The sequence below is a fragment of the Xenorhabdus bakwenae genome, from assembly GCF_030272115.1.
Classification (GTDB): domain Bacteria; phylum Pseudomonadota; class Gammaproteobacteria; order Enterobacterales; family Enterobacteriaceae; genus Xenorhabdus; species Xenorhabdus bakwenae.
On the sequence record NZ_CP119193.1, the window covers coordinates 47,824 to 68,915 of the forward strand.

At 42.0% G+C, this 21,092-nt stretch carries 26 protein-coding genes and 2 pseudogenes; 5 read left to right on the top strand and 23 right to left on the bottom strand.

What is annotated here, in order from left to right:
* Positions 1-15: 15 nt before the first annotated feature.
* The 10 genes and pseudogenes from PXH59_RS00405 to PXH59_RS00450 form a co-directional block, all read right to left on the bottom strand.
* Positions 16-276 (bottom strand): phage tail assembly chaperone, encoded by a 261-nt coding sequence (locus PXH59_RS00405; protein ID WP_285808215.1) that lies wholly within the window; start codon positions 274-276, stop codon positions 16-18.
* Between the two features lie 36 nt (positions 277-312).
* Complete coding sequence (locus tag PXH59_RS00410) at positions 313-1,083, bottom strand: hypothetical protein (RefSeq protein ID WP_285808217.1); 771 nt, start codon at positions 1,081-1,083, stop codon at positions 313-315.
* 80 nt (positions 1,084-1,163) lie between these two features.
* The gene (locus PXH59_RS00415) at positions 1,164-1,484 is read right to left on the bottom strand and encodes a phage tail assembly chaperone (protein WP_352232048.1); all 321 of its coding nucleotides are present in this window, start codon (positions 1,482-1,484) and stop codon (positions 1,164-1,166) included.
* Between the two features lie 33 nt (positions 1,485-1,517).
* Positions 1,518-2,291: a hypothetical protein gene (locus PXH59_RS00420; protein ID WP_285808219.1), complete on the bottom strand. Its 774-nt coding sequence runs from the start codon at positions 2,289-2,291 to the stop codon at positions 1,518-1,520.
* Between the two features lie 24 nt (positions 2,292-2,315).
* Positions 2,316-3,041 carry a hypothetical protein gene (locus PXH59_RS00425; protein ID WP_285808220.1) on the bottom strand — a complete coding sequence of 242 codons (726 nt, stop codon included), beginning with the start codon at positions 3,039-3,041 and terminating at the stop codon, positions 2,316-2,318.
* Complete coding sequence (locus PXH59_RS00430) at positions 3,041-4,204, bottom strand: hypothetical protein (RefSeq protein WP_285808222.1); 1,164 nt, start codon at positions 4,202-4,204, stop codon at positions 3,041-3,043. The genes PXH59_RS00425 and PXH59_RS00430 overlap by 1 nt, the downstream gene beginning before the upstream one ends.
* Entirely contained in the window at positions 4,201-4,515 is a 315-nt protein-coding gene (locus PXH59_RS00435) for a hypothetical protein (RefSeq protein ID WP_285808224.1), read from the bottom strand. Before PXH59_RS00435 ends, PXH59_RS00430 begins: the two co-directional genes overlap by 4 nt.
* A 69-nt stretch (positions 4,516-4,584) precedes the next feature.
* Complete coding sequence (locus PXH59_RS00440) at positions 4,585-5,139, bottom strand: hypothetical protein (protein ID WP_285808226.1); 555 nt, start codon at positions 5,137-5,139, stop codon at positions 4,585-4,587.
* Positions 5,140-5,809: 670 nt separating this feature from the next.
* On the bottom strand, positions 5,810-6,340 hold the full coding sequence (locus PXH59_RS00445; protein WP_434223314.1) for a chorismate mutase: 531 nt from the start codon (positions 6,338-6,340) through the stop codon (positions 5,810-5,812).
* A gap of 125 nt (positions 6,341-6,465) precedes the next feature.
* Positions 6,466-7,144 (bottom strand): annotated as a pseudogene (locus PXH59_RS00450) (IS6 family transposase).
* A 201-nt stretch (positions 7,145-7,345) separates the two neighbouring features.
* On the opposite strand from PXH59_RS00450, the gene PXH59_RS00455 reads away from it, so the two are divergent.
* From PXH59_RS00455 to PXH59_RS00465, 3 genes are all read left to right on the top strand, one after another.
* A complete protein-coding gene (locus PXH59_RS00455; RefSeq protein WP_352232049.1) occupies positions 7,346-7,567 on the top strand; it encodes a hypothetical protein in 222 nt (73 codons plus the stop codon).
* 126 nt (positions 7,568-7,693) lie between these two features.
* Positions 7,694-8,197, top strand: coding sequence for a DNA-binding protein (locus tag PXH59_RS00460; protein ID WP_285808228.1), 504 nt, complete (start codon positions 7,694-7,696; stop codon positions 8,195-8,197).
* A gap of 200 nt (positions 8,198-8,397) precedes the next feature.
* A complete protein-coding gene (locus PXH59_RS00465) occupies positions 8,398-8,607 on the top strand; it encodes a hypothetical protein (RefSeq protein ID WP_285808229.1) in 210 nt (69 codons plus the stop codon).
* A 3-nt stretch (positions 8,608-8,610) separates the two neighbouring features.
* Here the strand turns inward: PXH59_RS00465 and PXH59_RS00470 are convergent, their stop codons facing one another.
* From PXH59_RS00470 to PXH59_RS00490, 5 genes and pseudogenes are all read right to left on the bottom strand, one after another.
* Positions 8,611-8,865 (bottom strand): hypothetical protein, encoded by a 255-nt coding sequence (locus PXH59_RS00470; RefSeq protein WP_285808231.1) that lies wholly within the window; start codon positions 8,863-8,865, stop codon positions 8,611-8,613.
* Between the two features lie 158 nt (positions 8,866-9,023).
* Entirely contained in the window at positions 9,024-10,289 is a 1,266-nt protein-coding gene (locus PXH59_RS00475; protein ID WP_285808233.1) for an IS4 family transposase, read from the bottom strand.
* A gap of 186 nt (positions 10,290-10,475) precedes the next feature.
* Complete coding sequence (locus PXH59_RS00480) at positions 10,476-11,249, bottom strand: hypothetical protein (RefSeq protein WP_285808234.1); 774 nt, start codon at positions 11,247-11,249, stop codon at positions 10,476-10,478.
* Positions 11,250-11,428: 179 nt separating this feature from the next.
* Positions 11,429-11,833, bottom strand: a pseudogene (locus PXH59_RS00485) (recombinase family protein); the annotation flags it as partial.
* Positions 11,834-11,867: 34 nt separating this feature from the next.
* On the bottom strand, positions 11,868-12,239 hold the full coding sequence (locus tag PXH59_RS00490) for a helix-turn-helix domain-containing protein (RefSeq protein ID WP_285808235.1): 372 nt from the start codon (positions 12,237-12,239) through the stop codon (positions 11,868-11,870).
* 268 nt (positions 12,240-12,507) lie between these two features.
* Between PXH59_RS00490 and PXH59_RS00495 the strand changes: the two genes are divergently transcribed.
* Both PXH59_RS00495 and PXH59_RS00500 read left to right on the top strand, forming a co-directional pair.
* Positions 12,508-12,837 (top strand): hypothetical protein, encoded by a 330-nt coding sequence (locus PXH59_RS00495; RefSeq protein ID WP_285808237.1) that lies wholly within the window; start codon positions 12,508-12,510, stop codon positions 12,835-12,837.
* 327 nt (positions 12,838-13,164) lie between these two features.
* Positions 13,165-14,430, top strand: a complete 1,266-nt coding sequence (locus tag PXH59_RS00500; protein WP_285808233.1) for an IS4 family transposase — start codon at positions 13,165-13,167, stop codon at positions 14,428-14,430.
* A 425-nt stretch (positions 14,431-14,855) separates the two neighbouring features.
* Here the strand turns inward: PXH59_RS00500 and PXH59_RS00505 are convergent, their stop codons facing one another.
* The 8 genes from PXH59_RS00505 to PXH59_RS00540 all read right to left on the bottom strand — a co-directional run bounded on the left by PXH59_RS00505 (position 14,856) and on the right by PXH59_RS00540 (position 20,741).
* Positions 14,856-15,446 (bottom strand): tyrosine-type recombinase/integrase, encoded by a 591-nt coding sequence (locus tag PXH59_RS00505; protein ID WP_285808240.1) that lies wholly within the window; start codon positions 15,444-15,446, stop codon positions 14,856-14,858.
* Between the two features lie 677 nt (positions 15,447-16,123).
* Positions 16,124-17,833, bottom strand: coding sequence for a terminase (locus PXH59_RS00510; protein WP_285808242.1), 1,710 nt, complete (start codon positions 17,831-17,833; stop codon positions 16,124-16,126).
* Positions 17,833-18,975: a hypothetical protein gene (locus PXH59_RS00515; protein WP_285808244.1), complete on the bottom strand. Its 1,143-nt coding sequence runs from the start codon at positions 18,973-18,975 to the stop codon at positions 17,833-17,835. Before PXH59_RS00515 ends, PXH59_RS00510 begins: the two co-directional genes overlap by 1 nt.
* 12 nt (positions 18,976-18,987) lie before the next feature.
* Positions 18,988-19,413, bottom strand: a complete 426-nt coding sequence (locus PXH59_RS00520) for a hypothetical protein (protein ID WP_285808246.1) — start codon at positions 19,411-19,413, stop codon at positions 18,988-18,990.
* The gene (gene lysC / locus PXH59_RS00525) at positions 19,394-19,627 is read right to left on the bottom strand and encodes an Rz1-like lysis system protein LysC (protein WP_285808248.1); all 234 of its coding nucleotides are present in this window, start codon (positions 19,625-19,627) and stop codon (positions 19,394-19,396) included. Before lysC ends, PXH59_RS00520 begins: the two co-directional genes overlap by 20 nt.
* Positions 19,596-19,997, bottom strand: coding sequence for a hypothetical protein (locus tag PXH59_RS00530; RefSeq protein WP_285808250.1), 402 nt, complete (start codon positions 19,995-19,997; stop codon positions 19,596-19,598). Before PXH59_RS00530 ends, lysC begins: the two co-directional genes overlap by 32 nt.
* Positions 19,994-20,533, bottom strand: a complete 540-nt coding sequence (locus PXH59_RS00535) for a transglycosylase SLT domain-containing protein (RefSeq protein ID WP_285808252.1) — start codon at positions 20,531-20,533, stop codon at positions 19,994-19,996. Before PXH59_RS00535 ends, PXH59_RS00530 begins: the two co-directional genes overlap by 4 nt.
* Positions 20,493-20,741 carry a hypothetical protein gene (locus tag PXH59_RS00540; RefSeq protein WP_285808253.1) on the bottom strand — a complete coding sequence of 83 codons (249 nt, stop codon included), beginning with the start codon at positions 20,739-20,741 and terminating at the stop codon, positions 20,493-20,495. Before PXH59_RS00540 ends, PXH59_RS00535 begins: the two co-directional genes overlap by 41 nt.
* Positions 20,742-21,092: the final 351 nt, after the last annotated feature.

Here is a 21,092-nt window from a genome sequence, read left to right on the forward strand (position 1 = left end):
CTATGAGAATAAAACTCATTTACTTAATTGTAATATCGGTTTATCTGGCCAAACAACTGAAAACGGATCTTCAAATGATTGAGGGATATTCCGTAATTTTTGGCGGTAAGCTCTGACTTCTTTTGAATCAAGATCATTATCTAGTGCTACATTGACTAAATTATCGGCTTCTTTAAGTAGAGCTGCTCGAATTTCGATGATTTCAATCCATTTGGGATGGACAAGTCCACGCTCTGTAACAATAAGTCTACCTGAATTTTTTTCTGATAAATCCATAATAAAATTTTACTTTCCTATGACTACATTTTAATTTTATTCAGTCGTTCTTGGGTGATGACTGCGCATATGATTTTCACGCATGTTATATAAATTCCCATGCATGTATTCTTTAGGAAACAAACCGGTACAAATAGTTGGAAGTGCCAGATACAAGATATCACCAATTTTAACATTATCTGAAAAATTCAAATCAATATGGATATAATCCCCAGGACTAGTATGACTATTTTGCAAAAAAGCCCTTTCCCACTTCCCTTGGCTGTTACCTAAATAACTAACACCGAAATCCCCTATTGTCTTGTAATACGCCATATATGTATAGCTAGGAGAACATTTTACATGTTGCTCTGGAATGTAAAAATCGTAGTGTTCTAAATTGATGAAACTGGTATCGGTGATAGTTATTTTCATGATATTAAAATCTTCAGAAAAATATTTCACATCACCAATCCCCATAAACTTTAATAATTCTATGGCTTCTGGGTTTCTTGTGCCGGGATCTTCCCCTGATATGACAGGTATCATTTCTGCCCTGACACAATCATTCCTTTTAGTGGACATGCCTAACCCAACGGGAAAAATGTTTGCCTCTCCTTTGCTATTCTTTATTTCAACAGTATCCATAAAGTCACCGTTATAATTTATAGCTTCAAAACCAGAGATAACATTTAATTTTTTTGCAAAATCTTCAAAGTCTTTTTTAGCACTAGTGACTTTATTGTTAATATCATTAATTTTTGTTTCTACCGATTGATTTAAATCCCTGGTACTTTCTATTAACTCTTGTAAAGGTTCACCCATCATAGTCTCCTATAGTTTATTGCCTAATTTTATCTCATTGAAAATTAGGCAATTATTATGTGTCAATCACACTTTGCTTGCGGTTATACGGGTAATTCTGGTTTTTCAGGCCAAATAACATCATTAAATACTTGGTATTCACTTGTGATACTTCTTAATTTTCGCCTGTACTCTCTATAGGGTGTAATGTCTACTTGTTGATCTAATGCAACATTAACTAAGTAATCGGCTTCAGTTAAAAGAGATTCCCGATGAATTCGTATTTTATTTAATTCTATTTCTAGACTATTAGCAGAAATAATTTTGTTTGCTTCATCGTTTGATAAACCAAGTTGTAGAAGAACATTTTTATCTGCTGGGATATTAATCAGCTCTTCACCATTAACCAGTAACTTCGGGATCATATCAGTACCTCTATTTTTATTTAGATAAGAAACTCAAGCTAATCCACTGATAACATCTGAGTGGGATGAATATGACATATATGAAATTCCATGATTGTTATTTTCATCTCCTGCTTCTGCATCTGCTAATGCAACTGTTCTGGCTAACCACTTCACATTCGTATTCTCATAGATATGCGTAGCAACAACATCACCATCATTAAGCAATCGGAAATTGATAGGAGAATTAGAATAGATTTCATACATCAAATTTCCCCCTCTTAACATAAAAGATGATTGTTGTTTTGCCAAATAGCCAATTTCGTTATGGTTATAACTCGTATCAGGGCCAGCAGGATCGCCTTTAACAGACTCGCACCATGCCTGAAACCCTACTTTAGCAACACATTGGCGGTAACGTTGAACATTCACAATTGTTCTTAAATAATTGGCATCACCATGCCACGGATCGGCCTGCCCTCGCAAAATAACCAACGCAGAGGCGACATGTGTTGCATCAAAATCACTGGGGTCTTCTTTTTCTTTACTGTTCCACCCAAAAGAGCGATATATTTGAATAACGGTTTCATCACCTGAATTCATTCTAAAAAAAACAGGGTAAAAGGTATCCTTGTCGCCTTTAACGGTTAATGTCGTTAGATAGCGGCCTTGTCCGCTAATATCAATGGCTTTGGTGGTATTTTTCCACTGATTAAGACTATTAACACTGCTGTCTAGCGTTGAATTAATCTGTGATATTTGCTTTTCTACCGTCTTATTCAAACGGCGATTACTTTCTATCAATTCCTGAAATTGTGAATCACTCATGGCTACCTCTCACACATTTTTCCCTTAGAACACATCAAAAATATCCGCAATGGTGCCTACTTTTTCTTGCAGATCCACAGCCTGCTTGTTCAGGTTATCGTCGTTGACTTCATCCTGTTCGTTCACCATTGGAACCGGCTGACGCAAAGCGGCAATTTTCTCTTTATTTGCCACCTGAGAAAGTTTATTCACAACACCGGTTAAACTTGGCTCTGGGTATGGATTCGGCAAGAATTCAATCGGTTCACCGGTTTCTGGTCTGAATTTATCCGGCAAAAAGTCGCTTCCTACATCAAATGGCATCAGATGGTACTTAAATCCGCCCGAACCGTTCTTACCGATTGGCTCTGCTTTGATGATGTACAACAAGCGAACGTGTATTGTTTCATCATTGATCTGCTCTTCAATCCACAACACACTTTGCTCGGGTACATTCAATTCTTTAATCAGCATCAGGAAGAGGTCTTCCCCTTCATCTGTACCATCACCCAATGCCATCATCTGAATAGAACTGCTGTCGTTAGGCAATTCTATGGCTCGTGTTATGGTCGGGCTACTATAAGAAAATGTTTCCTCTCTTGATTCCAGATTGCCGACAACATCATCCTTATCAAGATGTTCTAAGGCATTGAGATTCGCTTTGAATAACAGGCAATCAAAAGCATGAGGGTTAATATCCAACGTCTTTTGCAGATCACTATAAATCTGGTGAAAAACACAACGCCGGTCAATGGGGATAATTCGGCTCATTACAGCTCTCCGGCTAACTTCTGTACTTCAGCAAGTGGCAGTTTGTTGATGTTGGCGAACACTTTCACTGCACTTTCCTTATCTGCCCCATACATCTTGGCGCGATCCAACTCAGTGCGTAACATCGCTTTAAGCTGGTCACGGCTGGCGTTTTGTGCTGACTGCTGGCTTTTTTCTATGACGGATTTGGCCTTGGTTTTGGTGGTCAGTACCTGATTTTGCTGTTTGCTTAATTGATTACGTAATTCGGCAACTTCTTTTTCCAGTTTTTTGATGTATTTCGGATCCTTAACCTGACGTTTAAATACCCGCTTTGCCTGTTTCATCTTCTGAATAACCTGCATCGCCGCCGCTTTATCCACATCACGAGGACGGGCACGTTCCAGTTCTTCACGATCTTCTTGAGTCAGAAAAGTATCGGTACTGTCACCGGCAAAACCGTTTTTTTCTGCTTGGGCCTGAAGTTGCTTCGCCAGTTGTGCCTGTACTGTTGGTGATTTTAGTGCTCCCAGGGCTTTGAGCTGATGTTTACAACAACACCCGGTCAGTTGTGGATTTCGGATCTTAGGGAAGTCTTTTTCATAGGGGGCAATGGCAAAATTTCCGGCGGTAGCCACATAGCGATACCAGTATTGGTATCGTCCACACTGACAGTCGATAGAAACGTAACCCAACAGGATGCGTTTAATCGCCGCCGCCCAGCTCCGTTGGGTCTGGGTTAACTCTTCCATCCAGTTTTCAAGGCGAATACGTACCTGGTAATTATCTTCGCCGTGTTTTCTTGATGCGGTAACATTGAAGTGCAGCAAGTCTCCCCTGATTTTATAGAATCTGGCCGTCTGGATTTCAGTATTCGCCCGTTGTACATCGATTTTACGTGAAGCGACAATCAGTTGATCTAAGGGGGCACCACGTGTCCTGCTCCACTTCTTGGTTGTGGCTTTACGCGCCTTATCGAAAGCGCGGATATCACCAATAGTAAACGGATCACCGCCTTGCTTCGAACCCAACAGAACGGAATGATAAACAGGCAATTCACCCGCACGTATGGCGTCACGAATGGCGGTCGGTGATAATGTCTGCCTTGCATATTGCCGGGCTGATTTTTGCCTGCGGCGGCGCTCATTAAACTCTTTATCCTGATTACGGAGTGACGTTGTCATTTCACTTCCAGTTCAAACTGACAGTAGTAGCGAATGCGCATTCTCACCCACAGGATGGTGGGCAATTTTATTAAGCTGCCTGCATTCAGTGTTTCCCGCATGTCATCCAGTCCGGCGCACACGGCCACAATTTTCTTCAGACTGATGGTGCCGTAATAACGCAGCGAAATCAGTTCAGGCATCCGTATTTCATCCAAAGATACCTCCCACTCTTCCCACTCAAATAATCCGTCACGCAGCTCTTTATAGAATCGTACCCGTATCAATTCATCCTGGATGTTAAGGGGACTCAGGCGCGAAATCGGTATCATAGCGTGACCATATCTTTGTTAATCATGATGTTCCGAAACGTTGAATAGGCGGGATCTTCTTCCTCGACGTTAATGCCCGAAAAAAAAAGTATCGAGATAGTTTTGATTCATGGGGTTAAATTCACACGCCGACAACACACACAATAAGATGGCGCGCTGATAACCGGAGAACTTGCTGTGATCAATGTCGTAGCAATACCGGCCACGGTCATCCGGTATTACGTTCACCATCTGCTCACGGATCCAATGACGTTCTAGTCCGGTATTCAGGACTAAACAGCCTTGTTGATGATTATCAGAGGTCCCGCCGATGCGGATCAGGTTAAAATAATGGTCAAAGGCGATATGCAGGTAGCCCCGCCGTTCAGCGGGATCGGAATCTTCCAATAATATTTTATGGGCATACTCACTGAAATCGTCTCCCCGCTCTTCAACCAGCAGATGGAAACCGTCTTCGTGTTTTTTCTGTAATTCTTTTTTCAGCTTTGGCTTCCACGTTCCAAACGGCCCCGTAATTTTTTCCAGTTTCACGATCACCAACAGGTCATTATCAAACACAGCTGTGGCCTGAACCTGTTCACGTCCTAACAAAGAGACACAAAATATCTTCTTCTGCGTATCCATCGTCTCGTCTCATGCGGTAAATCTGGTCATGATGCCTGTTGCAGAAAAAGACCGCTGCAACAGGGAAATATTGCGCTTTTTTGGTTGCTTTGATTGAGAGTATTTCTCGATATAGCAATTAGGCACATAGAGAGAAGCATTGATCCTTGGATTAGCTGGCTTGGTTAGTTGCTTTAACATAGTTGTGTCAATTAGGAGGAAGGCAAAATAACGGCAATGATACTTTGCTAAGTAGATAATTTCCGTTCATTCTCTCGGAAAGTTCACTGCCAATTTATTCAAAAGTAGATTATTGTTGAAGCTAATTACCAAATGTGAATGTTCAGACAGTACGCTTCAGCTTCATATCAATATTTGCCTGTTTTACACAACTATCATATCTCGGATAAATTGTGGGATAAAATATTCCCATTTTTTTAAGTGCTAAAATGAGGTCATTACTAATACGTTTTGGTATCAAAATTTCAGTCAGTAGTTGTAGCAACCCGCGTTTATAAATGCTCAAACCTGCATTTATCCATCCCGACCTGCATTTCATTTTCCCAGCCCCACATTAACTGAAAATGAAAAACTAACTATCGGCCTCCGCTACAGGAGGCCGATATAATTGTAAAATAACAATAAAATCAATTTATTGTGCTGATTATGTGTACCACGAATTTTATGAGGACTATTTTTTCAAAGTAATTTGTTTCAACGAATACCACAGACGTTCTTTATCACTATCTTTTAAGTGAGTTTGGTCAAGCCTTTTCATAAAGGCGGTTTTGTCAGTAAACCGATAATTCATTGCTAATTTCGTACTGATACCGGTAAGAATGTTGGTGTTTAAGGCGCTAATTTTTTTTCTTACCTGTTCCAGGGACGCAGGTTGCCAACCTTTTTCAGGTATAGATAACCAGTCAGCACGATAGCGGTATTGAATCGCCTTGGCAGCATCCATTTGCGTCTGTATGAAAAATTTTACCGACTCACCATCCAATCCCAACTTTTCTGCTTCGAGCACTGTGCTTGATAATACTTTTGCTTCCTGAGGTAAATCCTCAATGGCAAGATGATTGTTCGCTTTGTATCCTGCAACGTCCTTCATGTAAGACAAACGCTGATTAATCAATGAAGCTACATCCTCATTTTTTGTTGGCACTGCCAAAGCTGTTGTAGAAAACAATAGCCCCGCCAAAACAAGCAGTTTTCCTGACATTTTACTTGTCACTTAACATCCCTCTATTTTCAGTAAGCCGGTTAGCATATGTAATTAATGTCGAATTTTATACGGTTCTGTCGCATTAACGGCGGTCAGTCAGCAAAAATCGCGCCGCTGGTTATTTAGGCAGTCAACCGATAAAATTGTTCCGCGGATGACAATTCACCACTGTAGGGATGTTGATATTGCCTTTTGCGTAACTGGTGTATCAGTTCGATGCCAACCAAAAGCGTTTGTGCTCGCCTGAACGATTTGAATCCCGTCATCAGCTTGATACGTCGTTTGATATTCCGATGGTCTTGTTCAATCAGATTGTTGAGATATTTGTTTTGCCTGATAATAATGCGCTCATCCTTGGATTTTTCGGCGTTGAGCGTCTCCAGTGCTGCGGTGTTGGCCCCGCTTTTATCGATCGTCACCACTTCAGGTTCGCCGTGATGGCGAATGGCCTTGCGAAAGAAACGCAATGCGGCTGCCGCATCCCGTTTGGCGGTCAGCAGAAAGTCAATGGTTTGCCCTGTGCTGTCGACAGCTCGGTACAGGTATTTCCATTGCCCTTTGACTTTGATGTACGTTTCATCCATGCGCCAACGGCGCCCGACGAAACGCCTTATCTAACAACGGGACCAAGCGAATAGCCCAACGGTGCAACGTCGCGTGGTCAACCTCAATGCCCCGCTCAGCCATCATTTCTTCGAGGTTACGTAGGCTAAGAGCATACGTGAGATACCACCGCACACATTGAGCGATGATATCCGTCGGATAGTGAAGACGTTTAAAGGCGTCTCGGATTAATGACATGGGGGACTGGCGTAAATACACGTAGCTTACTCGATCTCACTGCTTAATGCGACAGAACCGCTCATATTGCTCACCGATTAGTACAAACTTAAAGCTGGTAACAAATGTTGACATCAAAAGTTATTTCGGTTACTATTGTTACCGTTGGTTGGTTGCGTTGACCAACTGTGTTCTTTAAAAAAGTGAGACTTTAAAGGAGTATTGTCTATCGCGTATCACAAAAACAAAGAGATTAATGCGGCTATTGCCTATGCCGTGTATCAGGGCTGGACCTACGTGAAACGTAAAGGAAAAGGCCATGCAGTCGGGATTTTACGCTGTGGCAATGAAGATAAATGCCACCAAAAATCAGTTTGGGGAACGCCTGATAGTCCCCAAGACCACGCGAAAGACATAATCTCATTAGTCGATAAATGCAAATAATATCAAGGCCGTCAAACGGCGGCCTTTTTATCGAAGTCTCACATCTCAATCATAGGAAAGTAGATATGAGAAAATACAGTTTTAGCATTGTGGTAGGCGGAAAAAAAAATCACTACTGACGATGATTTGTTTGATATATCAGATGCTTTGTATGAAGCAGGATGCAGCGATGCCCACCCAGCTGCATACAATGGCACATTGTACGTTAATTTTACCCGCAACAGCGAAAATTACGCAAAAGCCATCATGTCTGCAATCGCTGACATTGAATCAGTTTCGGGTTTAATGTGTTTATCTGTCGATATTGGTGATGTAGTCAGCTTAAGTGATGCGGCTGAACTGGCAGGCACCACCAAAGCAGCTTTATCTCGATACAGTAAGGGTAGCCGTGGAGCCGGTGATTTCCCTACGCCTCTTCTGCGCGTAGACAGCAGTCGCCCGTTATGGTCCTGGACGGATATTGCTGAATGGCTCGCAAAAAACAAGATCATCGACGATGAGTTGGTAGAACAAGCTCGTATTATCGGTTCCATTAACACAGCACTATCCATCAGAAACACGAATTCAATGGATGTCATATTTCAATTTATGAACGCATTAAACAATAACCTAAAGGCAGTAACTGCATAGTTAATAACATGCCTTTAAAACGATGAGTCTCACTATTTTGGCCATCTTAATGATGGCCTTTTTCCTCATCATCAAAAGCAAAGCGCATATTAAGTAACATACTGATCAATTAGAATAAAAAACGGCTAGCTGTTACCTGCTAAGTCCGTTTAGTTACCCCTTTTATCGTTTTATTATTAACTGGGGTTCCGGCAGTTTTTATGTTCTCAATGAAAAAAGGAAACGAAATAAATACAGAACAAATACGCAACATGATAATCGATGATTTAATCGGTTATTTGAAATGCACTGCTCAGCCAAATAATAATGCAATCAAGGTCATAGAAGCCATAGAAGAATTTAAAAGAATAGATCATCAGACACTTGAACGGTTTAGGAAATTAGAAGAAAGTCGCTGGAAAGATTCATAACGCTTACTCGGTTGTCGATTGTCCGTTTTTTGCAGAAGATGAATTGATAGCAGCCTCCAGCTGAGCAATCAGTTTCTCATTGGCTTTAAGGGTTGCCTCATGGCTGGACACGGTCTGATTCAGTGCCCGGATGCGTTCATCCGCAGCTTTCTCGGTGTGATGGGCCGCGTCAAGCTCATGCCTGAGTTTACCCAGTTCACTACTTAGGTGGCGTTTTTCTTGCTCTAACGTCTGATGCGATTCTTTTGTCTCAGTCAAACCATTTTCCAGGCGCGTGATCAATTTATCATTGCCGGAATGCGACATTTGACTTTTTAATATGGAGTATGGACTAACTGGGCATTGTTATACTAACCAATATGTAGTGCTAAACATATTGGTCGGTTATGGCTTAGAACCCCATCATAGACAGGATCTTAAGAATTAAGTCTTTCAAAACACGCATCCAATGTTTTGTTTTTACATGATTTTTTTTGTGATGTTTTGAAAGCGTTCCGGCATAAATATTCTTGCGCTTTTTCCAGCCAAAAATACGTTTCCGACCACGCTGTTTGGAGCAGAGTTTCTATAATTGGCCTGAGCCAGATGTCTGTATTTTGGGCTGCTTTGAACAATGAGACGGTAGAAAATAACTGGCTTGCCAACGAACGCCTGAGCAGCAGTGCCAGTAAACTGAGCCAGATCAGTCCCGTGGCTATCGTTTCTTTCCTGGTGGTAAATCCGTGCCAATTTGTATGCGATTTTAGCTCTTTGAACAACAGCTCTATTTGCCAGCGGCAACGATAAATATCCATGATGTCACTGGCTGTAAACGCTTCCACAGACAAATTCGTCAGCCAGAGGCAGAAGCGTTTTTCTTCGGCAAACCATCGGCGGACAAGGCGGAACTCATAACCATTACGCCGACAAATCAGATCCAGCACTTCTGAGCGGTTGGTTCTGCGTGTAATGGATTTCAAAGGCTTATCAGCCAGTTTGGGCAATAATTTTCCCTGTCCATTGCGGGCTGTGATTATTTGAGGATTGAGCGATTTGCTTCCCCGGACAATAAATGAACCGCCTGAATAGGATACCCGCTCAAAATAATCAAAATCGACATAACCGGCATCCGCCAGTAATAATTGGCCATACAGTGTCTCGGGGGCAGGCAGGTAAGCCCGCTCTGATGCCGTATCCGCAGTCACCGTCATCTTAACCGGCGACTGGGTGAACAGTGACAGCGTCATGTGACACTCAACGGCTGCATCAGTTGACCTGAATCGATAAGGAAAAACATCAGACAGGGCCGAATGGACTTTGAATGAACTGCCATCCTGCAAAATAACATTTTGAAATTTTGTGAGTTTCTTGGGTATGGCAACGGATTTATCTGCCCATTGCGCCATAGCAAATCTCACCAATATTTTGACAAATTCGACAAAAGCGGTTTTACGTAGCTGATTATAAAAGGGACGGTAACTGACCTGTTGTTTTTTATCGGGGCACAGGCCATTAAATTTTTGGTGTAACTGGGCGATAGACGTAACTTTACCGGTACTGAGTGCTGCGATAAGGCTGAGGATTAATACACGAGGCTCGATATTTCTCACACGTTGAATAAATCCACACTGAAAGGCTATTTTATTCAAAGAAACATCACTGAAGAATTGCATTAGCTGGTGTTTTATAGCGATAATCGTCACAGGCTTCATCCGTGGTTTTGGTATTAGTTTGGCGACGATTATCAGATCATAAATGAAGCCTTTTTTCTATCTAAAATAAACGGTTATTGCTTAAGATCCTGTCTATGAGAACCCCATAACCTTTGGTTTTAAATCAAATAGCTTAGCTGATAGAGGATAAATATCGCCATTGTGACCATTTCTTAATCAGGCATCGGTTTCATTGGTACTAAAAGAATGTAAGATTTTAAGCAAATCCTCAGTACACCACGAAAGATCCTCTTTGCTCAGGATGCTATTAACAATATCCTCTTTGAAAGGGATTTCAAGCAGGAATGAAGCTGGTTTCTTAGGATTTAGAACAATAAGTTCACCGTCGCTTACCCAATGCGCTTCCAGCCGGACATTCAGGCTTTGCCACTCAATGCCCCTACGGATTCTGCCCTTTTTAAGGATATAGAAAAAAGCAGAGTTACCGTTTGGTGTTGGATGGTTATCCATTAACATTAGAAGAAGAGGAATTCCCCAGTCCGGTAGATAGCTATAGCGCCAAATCCCGAAACTGTCAGCGATCCTGACCAAACGAATGAATGAATTTTGACCAAGTTTCTTTTTGCCGCCACGTAGCGACCTACAAACAAGCCAGGCTCGACAGAGGTTATCAAATTGCATAAATCGATTTCGACGAGATACTGCGATTTCCGTGGACGCTGTTTTGTCATTCCCGGAAAAACCACGGAAACGTCGTGTTTCAGCACTTAGTGGGCAAAATTCACCATTTGTTGGTGGTGATGAGTGGGAAAACCTGGGGCTATAGTTGGGATTAGGCGTTACTAAGCCACTATTATGCACTGTTTTTTCACAGGCGACACAGCGTAGTGAAGGATAACTTTCCCGTGAAATTCCCTTCACCCTTTGCGCAAAATCATCAATGTTGATCTCGACCCAACCATTCTTCTCCAGAATTTCGGCTTTATCCATAATGTGTTGTATTAAATGATGTTGATTCCATAACAATACGAACAACCAATATTACAGGTTGATAAATAAGCAGCAAGTAATTTTTGCTATAAGCTGCATTGCACATTCTTCATCTTTAGCTGCTGTCACTTTTTTAATTCTTACATCGAACCCATCGGGATCTGTAAACTCTGTAAATGCTACGGGTTGTCAGTGTGCTTAAATGTGTTCAAAACACGGTAAATGGTTGCTTCGCCTAGCTTGAACTCCTTGGCTAACTGACCAATCGTAGTCCCGGACTGGCGTCGGAGATAAATATCATTTCGTATGTCTTCGGTTAATTTCGCGGGACGCCCGAATCTGACACCATTCTCTTTCGCTTTGGCGATCCCTTCAGCCTGGCGTTCACTGCGTAAGTCGTTTTCAAACTCGGCAATTGATGCCAACATGTTAAACATCAGGCGTCCTGTTGATGTCCGGGTGTCAATATTCTGATCCAGAACGACCAAATCGATATTTTCCTGCTGAAAGCGATTCGCAATTTGGGATAGATGATTTACCGAACGGGCGAGCCGGTCTAACTTTGTGACGATTAATGTATCCCCTTATTAAGTGGCTACAATTCATCAAGTATCTGAATCACTTAGGCATGACTTTTTTGAACGCTTCAATTGCCATTTTATAGCGTTTAATTTTATCTTCTGCGTTTTTTAATTCTTTTTGTAAACACAGAATGTCATCAGAAACTTGAAATGAAACTTCTTTATTTTCATATAATTCCAATATCCTACGCGCAAGGTTCTCGTCTCGAGTGTAGAAATAACCCTCCGGGACACCTAAATAATCGGCAATTTTACATACAGTATCAAATGACGGTATGTAACGATCATTTTCATAGTGTGAAATTTTCACTCTGGCAGCATTTATATCATCCAATCCTAATGCTTCACTCAAAGTTTTTTGAGTTATTTTTCTTGATTTCCTTATTGAAATCAATCTCTTGCTTATCATTTTTCATATCAATCATATTTATATATTGACTAACTTTTACCATTGATACAGAATCATTCGTAAGATAGAAAAACGAACGGTTTGATTTTCTATCTAAAATCTTTGACTAAAGCATCTGTATCAATGACAACACCAGGAAATTATTTCACTAATTATTATTAGGAATAGTAGTTCATCTATCAAAATGATCTATGCTGTCTTCCCTCTGTTTATACAGAGGGTTTTCTATCTGTGACTTCTATTTTTATATATCTATGATGAGGAAAATATGAGTAGCGATATTACTAAACATGATAATGAAAGTGTTTTTGAAGATACTATTTCAGATATTCTGCTTAATCTACCGTGGAAATCGTATTCAGCTATAGCGCTAAAAAAAGAAATTTTCGCAATAATTGATTCATACCAGGAGATTCAGGGGGAAGTTAGAGCTGTATGTGTTTACTGGCTGTTATATGACGAATATATAGATGAAACGAAGAAAAAACTCAAAGAGGACAGTGAAATTTCTAATAAAATGGAACTTATGGCTCGTTTTATTATTAACGTCTCCATAGAAAAAATTGATACTAAAATTTTTCTAACAACAAAACATTAATCGTCAGAGCGAGAGCGTTTTTTGAACTTAAATTACACATAATACAACCCGGTAATAAATAAGAAACAATCAATTCGACACTATTCGAATATTGAATAGTGCTTTATTTAAGTGGTTTGTTCAAAAGATGACCTTTCATGCTCTCGCCCTGATTAATCGTCATCATATAACCAGCGTTTCATTATTTGACGATCCTGAATTCGCTTAATATAGTCAGCTTCATAGACAGGATCTTAAGCAATAACCGTTTATTTTAGATAGAAAAAAGGCTTCATTTATGATCTGATAATCGTCGCCAAACTAATACCAAAACCACGGATGAAGCCTGTGACGATTATCGCTATAAAACACCAGCTAATGCAATTCTTCAGTGATGTTTCTTTGAATAAAATAGCCTTTCAGTGTGGATTTATTCAACGTGTGAGAAATATCGAGCCTCGTGTATTAATCCTCAGCCTTATCGCAGCACTCAGTACCGGTAAAGTTACGTCTATCGCCCAGTTACACCAAAAATTTAATGGCCTGTGCCCCGATAAAAAACAACAGGTCAGTTACCGTCCCTTTTATAATCAGCTACGTAAAACCGCTTTTGTCGAATTTGTCAAAATATTGGTGAGATTTGCTATGGCGCAATGGGCAGATAAATCCGTTGCCATACCCAAGAAACTCACAAAATTTCAAAATGTTATTTTGCAGGATGGCAGTTCATTCAAAGTCCATTCGGCCCTGTCTGATGTTTTTCCTTATCGATTCAGGTCAACTGATGCAGCCGTTGAGTGTCACATGACGCTGTCACTGTTCACCCAGTCGCCGGTTAAGATGACGGTGACTGCGGATACGGCATCAGAGCGGGCTTACCTGCCTGCCCCCGAGACACTGTATGGCCAATTATTACTGGCGGATGCCGGTTATGTCGATTTTGATTATTTTGAGCGGGTATCCTATTCAGGCGGTTCATTTATTGTCCGGGGAAGCAAATCGCTCAATCCTCAAATAATCACAGCCCGCAATGGACAGGGAAAATTATTGCCCAAACTGGCTGATAAGCCTTTGAAATCCATTACACGCAGAACCAACCGCTCAGAAGTGCTGGATCTGATTTGTCGGCGTAATGGTTATGAGTTCCGCCTTGTCCGCCGATGGTTTGCCGAAGAAAAACGCTTCTGCCTCTGGCTGACGAATTTGTCTGTGGAAGCGTTTACAGCCAGTGACATCATGGATATTTATCGTTGCCGCTGGCAAATAGAGCTGTTGTTCAAAGAGCTAAAATCGCATACAAATTGGCACGGATTTACCACCAGGAAAGAAACGATAGCCACGGGACTGATCTGGCTCAGTTTACTGGCACTGCTGCTCAGGCGTTCGTTGGCAAGCCAGTTATTTTCTACCGTCTCATTGTTCAAAGCAGCCCAAAATACAGACATCTGGCTCAGGCCAATTATAGAAACTCTGCTCCAAACAGCGTGGTCGGAAACGTATTTTTGGCTGGAAAAAGCGCAAGAATATTTATGCCGGAACGCTTTCAAAACATCACAAAAAAAATCATGTAAAAACAAAACATTGGATGCGTGTTTTGAAAGACTTAATTCTTAAGATCCTGTCTATGTAGTCAGCTTTACTTACATACGTAAATTTTTTATGGTATTCTATAATAACTACTCTATTCTGATTTTTTTCGAGAAAATAATCTTTCGTTTTGTCTTTATCTTCACCAAAGATTGGCTCTATATCCATTGCACATCTAGCATCAAAATGGGTCTCAAATTTTGCTCGGTAAAATAGCACGAAATCTTCTATGTCAGTCATAGTCAAAAGCATATATGACAATGCCCTCATAAAGTCAAGGTAGCACAACTCTCGATTTCTTGTTCCAATAAAAAGCGAATGGAAGATTGAGGTAATCCTTAATTATATACTCATACACATTTGTTCCTTTTTTATTCTTTTATCTTAAAGATCCATTATGTCGTTACAGGTAATCTTCCATAAAAAATGAGAAGATTACCATTTATATTACATTACAATCCTATTTCTATACTCAGATACACATCACGAACGCGCTCATCGGTAATACCAATATATTTAAATGTCTCTGTAACACTGGAGTGATTAAATAGTTTCTGTAATACGTTAATATCCGTACCACGTTTATAAGCATGATAGCCGAAGGTTTTACGCAATGAGTGTGTATTAAGACTGTAATCCAGTCCCAGGCTGTCTTTTACATCAATAAGCTTGGTAGAGATCCACTGACGGCTCACCGGCTTAAGATCACCTTTAACGCGGTTTCCCTTGGCCTGAAATAGATAGACGTCATCAGGATTTTGCGATTTCAGGCGCTTAATACATTGCATTGCGGTACGATTTAGTGTCAGGCGTTTCGGTTTCCCAGTCTTTTTCTCTTCCAGCTCGACATAACCAATATACTCGCCTTCAAGTTGTATAGTTTTGACATCACCAAACTTAAGCTTCAGTAAATCACTAATGCGCAGAGCCACATTACACCCCACCATGACCAACTCAGCCTCTCTGTGATTCCCCCACTTATTTAAACGATTGTAGATAGCTTTTACGTCATCCAGGTCTTTGATGGGATCAACTTGTTTCACTCTTTTTTCCTTTGGTCGGGGACAATAAATTTAATTGCTATAACGAGAATATAGTTAATTTATGTCAATCAATCAAGAGGAAAACAATAAAAAATCATATATAACAAAGCATTATTAATTGCTTTAAGTGTGTTGTAGCAATTAGGCAGGCAAAAAAAAAGCCTCACATCCCTGCGAGGCCGACACGCTATTTACTCTGTACTCTACGCATTTCCCCCATCGGGATCGCCCGTCCGACTCTGGCGGAGGGTGAGAGCCGACAGACCGCCCGGACAATGGGATCTTACCGCACTCTCCTGTGTCGCTGACAAGACGCGACGCCATTGCAGACAGGCCCGGGCATCTTAGGGCATCTCCACACCGTCGCTCTACAACATAAAAATGTTGGCAGGATAAAAAAATAAAGCCCACGTTTTGCGTGGGCTTTATGGGGCTTAACGACAACCTATACTCTGAGAAAGCAGCGATAAGGATACCCACTTTCTGGCGGGATATTACAAAGCCTTCTCTTTTACCGCTACAACACTTTTCTGTTTTTTCACGCGGATAACGATACAATGACCACTCGATGCGGTATGCAGGAGATATAGTTAGGAACTTTGTTCCTATATAAAATGCATATTTATTCTATGCTTATCTTTTGCACAAGTTTATCCACTGAAATTTGGGATAACTTATTAAACATATTTATAGAATTTAAAAAATTCATCTAGGCGTTCAATTTCCATCATCCCAATCTGGGCATATATGCTGATGCCATTATCTAACCATTCCCCGCAAGCCGACTGTATTGCCCGACGAACGTCAGGGTAGTCATCCAAATGGCATTCAACGACTCCGCCCGATTTAATCACCGCTATTGCTTTATCCGCTGCATTCATTTCCATTTCGCCCAGTAATGCCATTGCGTTAACCAATGCAGACTCTGATTGACCATAACTTTGTTCACCAGCAGGAATATAATCCACTAACCAGAAGAATGCCGTTGCATCGAAAATATCTGGAGACTTAATTCCTTCACTACGCAGCTGTTTTTTGGAAAAAATACGCCATCTCCCCAGCTCATCAAACTCATAGGGAATTTTCACGAACTGCTTTTGCAGCTTCTTCTCAAACAATTTGGTATTGCCTTTACAGAGTGCTATACGCCCATTATCCAGCGCTTCTTTTAACATGACACAGGCATAATCTTTTTCTTTCGGAAAACGCTGCTTCACGGAATGAGCATGTGGTGGCCTGCCCCAGTGGATGCGAGCCACATTCACACCCAATTTTTCACACTCCTGCGCGGTGGTGAGGCCATACCCATCAGCATCTATGCCGACCGTGATATTGGTATAACCGTCTGTCTCCTGATGAATAAAACGGGCAAATTGCACACCATCCATATCCGCTGGGGCTTCAATCGCCCTGACAATCTCAATCTGTCGCTCACTACCAAAACCACAGACTCTGCCAATATTGAGTACCGAACTGTCCCGGCCTTCCCCACCGGAAACGTCCGCCGTCGCCACCCATCCCCATTCATCAGCAAACTCAATAACCGTATTAAATCCCTTATCAACCATGCTACGGGAAATCAGGAAACCGGACGCATTATCAGGACAAATACCTAAAACCCGGATCCCGTATTCAGGGCTGTTAATTCCACCATACTCAATACGTTTCTCGCGAATAAAGCGCACCGTTACAAACGGACTTTGTTCACTGTTCAGCGTGAGCGCAGTATAGAGTTCCTGCTCTGCCAATTCAGTTTGTGAATCGGCAAAATGACCAGTTGGACGGGTGAACTGACTGATCAGTAATATTTTGTTGTTTTCTTCCGTTAATGCGCCGCGAAGGACTTCGAAAGCCCGATCAGAAACGCCTGAAGCTTCATCAACCACAACCATATAGTCGCGGCGATGTTGTCCTGCTAATCCCTCTTCATTACCCTTAGAACACGTTTTACCAAATATTTGCCATACACCTTTGTACCCTTTTGTATAAAATGACTTCGCGGTAATCACAAAGTATTGTTCAAGCCACGGCTGGCGCTGGCAAATCTTCACCCAAAGCCGTTTGATGTACGAGAAAATGACGTTAGTGACCTGATCTAATGAGTTTGCGGTCAACATACATAATGACTCGGGGTGAGTGATGATAAAATGCAAACACAGTGCCGCTGTCAGATGAGATTTACCTGTGCCATGCCCTGAAGCTACGGACACCCTTGCACCTACGGGTGTTAACGCATTGATCACCTCAATTTGCTGAAATGAGGGTTCCATACCAATAATGTCGCAGATAAAGGCCAAAGGCCGGCTACGATAACTCGCGGCAAAGTCTAAATATCTCGGATCTAATGTTATGGCTGCATGACCTTTTTTCTTATGCCTTCCTGCCATTAACGGGGTTCTTCCTGATCCAGTTCGTCCAACTCTGCCATACGAGTGGCTAAAAATGCTTCAGAGCTTTGTTGATTACCCAACTGTAGCTGACGTTCTCGCTCTTCCACTAATTGCGGTGTCACGGCTCCCGTTGGTAATTCTGAATCATCATCATTACCGTCCCCTAACTCAAAACGAATCTGTGCCAGTAAATTGGGAGGAATTTCTAAACCATTGGCACTCAGCATATGACCCGCCGTTAACGCATTGATTTCATCACTCGCTAACTGGTTAAAAACGGTGGATTTTATGGCTAATTGCTCACTATACGTGAGCGTGCTGCCCTGTAGCAGTTTAAGACGCAAAGATTCCAGATTAGCAATACGCCCTAACCAGCGGTCAATTACTGTATCCCAGTCCACACGCCTCATTTTTATCGTCATACCCAGTGGACCAATATTGTCTTCGAACTCTTCCGCTCTCATGGCGGCATGGTTAAAGTAAGCGGCTTTCTTATCCTCGTCGTCCGCTTCAATATCCACATATAACGCATTTTCCGCTTTTCTGGCCTGTTCTTCCGCCATCCGTTTCTCAATGTATTCTTGTTCGCCTTTTAAACGGAAAGCCTCTGCTAACTTAGCACGGGCCAACGCCAGTTCATGATCAATTCCCCCGGCAGCTGAAAGCGCTGCCTCATAAGCTTTGGCCATTTCCTCAGAGAGATGCTGTGTATATAAGCCATGCTTTCTGGCATTGGCATTGCCAATCTGCCCACCTTGACTTCGTTTTGTGCCGGGTAAGAATAGTGATCGATCACCACGGTGAGTATGACTCCCGTTTAAATGCTCATTACCACTATTAATTCTTTGTTTTTTATTGGTTATATTTGTATTTTTTCGGGTAGCTTTCTGTTTGTTACGATCGCATAATTGATCATAATTAAGATCGCTTTTCCGATCATCGCTACCCTGTTCAATCGGTGAATATCTAAATACGCCTATCTGACCTTTTCTATACTGAGTAATAGCCCGTGTCAGCGAACCCAGCGGAATATTCTCGTCCTTAGCGAAATCTTTATTTTTATACTTTGGATCAGCCTGTTGACGCTGAAACAACAGCGCCAGCAGGCTTGACCAATCGTAGGTGGGTTTTCTGGCCATCGCTAACCTCTACTACTGTGCAGCTTCAGCAATACAGTGATCACACTTTGCGAGTAATTCGTTTTCTTGCAGTAGCCTTTTGTTTATTTTTTCCAGATTCTCTAATCGCTTACTCATTTCAGCGATTTTCCCCTCCAAATGGGCACGCTCTCTTTCCCACTCCCTGCGTTCACTGGCTAATTGCTTCCCGTACAGGTCTTCAATCGATTTAATACGCCTGTCCAGATCTTCCTGTAACTGTTTCATGACCTTTTGTTGGAGTTCCACGACAGATGTAGCCCCCTGGATCATGACTTCATCAGCGCGTTTTTCTTCAATCGTCGCTTTTGCTTCATCCAGACGCTTTTCTTGTCGTTTCTTCATAAAATCCCAGAAACCGGCTCCAAGGCAGGCCGCCAGAACCGGGACAACATAGTCTCTAAAATCTGCCAGCATCATCCTTAGATTCCTCTCTATTGACCCATTCACGAAGAGACCATTTATCAATATTACAGGCTTGGATCACCATTTCACGCTCTACACTTTGTGCAATCGCATCTTTAAACGTCTCTCCCTTCAACGGAATATCAGGGAAATCTTTAAGCCATTCTTTGGGGGGGTATTGTTTCTTGATAACGGTCTTAGTGACTGTCAGTACCTTCGGTGGTTCCACCGAGCAACCGGATAGCATAATCAGGTATCCTAGTGCGCATACAGCTCGATTTATTCCCTTCATGACTGCTCACCTCCTTTTCAAGTTGCACTAATTTGGCACTCAGATCGTGACTGCTCTGAGCGAGTTTTTGCTCACGCTCTGATGCTATCAACCGTTCTTCATTCAGCCTTTCCATCATGTCTACAACAAGGTCATCCGTTTCCTTCAGATCATGCTGAAGCTGGATGTTAGTCTGCTTCAGTTGATCACCTTCTTGTGTCTTGATTTCCACTGTCGATTCCAGATTTCCGATGGTGTAATACTGGGTGCCAATAACACCCAGTAAAAACACACCGATAAAGCTGCCCGTTATCAAAACCGGACTCATCCGCCATTCCTCATTTGCATCCAATACCGCCATATGCGTTCGACATACGTCATCGTTTCCCGGGCATGTTTACCTGTCACTTGTGGAAGACACTGGATAATTTCTTTGTAATGCGCCGGACTACCGCAAAGTTTCTGTGCTTTGAGTACCCAACCACACCCCGCGTTATAGCAGGCCCAGGCGAGTGAGAGGCGATCTGACATGGGACGGGGGGATTGCCATATATTAAGCCGGTTCGCCATATAAAAAGCCGCCGCTTCGATATTGTGCTCAGGGCTATAAGCCGACATCCCCGCGAAACCCAGTCGAGTCGAAACTTCTGTCCAGGTCTCCGGCATAAATTGTCCTAATCCCGCCGCACCAACATAACTGACAGCATTAGGATCCAGTAAGCTTTCCTGGTATAGCTGCGCTTTTAAAATTTCCATCCCGTAAACGGCTTCATAGGCAGGAAGCCAGCGTTTAGCTGACTTCCTGATTTGAACATCATAGGTGTCAGGAAAAGATACTGCCGATGAGATAGCAGGTACTGCCAAACATAACGCACTGGTAAAGAGCAACAGCGCGGTAATCCCCTTTTTCTTTGGCTTTCGGAATCCAGTCATTTTTTACCCCATCAACACCAAAAATAATCTTACGCATCATCGTCATCACAATCAGAGCCAGGCACAGAAACATCAGTTTCATGCCGATTCCCGTCAGGGCGGTAAATCCCACCGTGGTGAGATTAATTGAGTCAGGCATAAACCCTCCAAATTGTTAATAAAAAGACAGCAGTAGCTGAGTCTGTAGTGTGTTTCGATGCGGAATTTCTCGCATCAACACATTTTTATCAATTCGCGGAAATGAGACGGTGTATCCTCCTACGCAATAGATTGATAAAAATACCGCCAGGGCTTGGTAGAAAAGGGAAAAAGAGAGGAAGGAACAAAATCGAGATCGCGTGCCAGTCTCGTTTTTGTATCAGGATATTTGGTTAAAATTAGGGACAAAAAAACCAGTTGTGAAACTGGTTAGGAAAATGATTTGTCTCATTTTACTGGTGCAGGGCGAACGTCCTTTCCTGTTGGTGCTGGATAGTGTGGCAGATCTTCA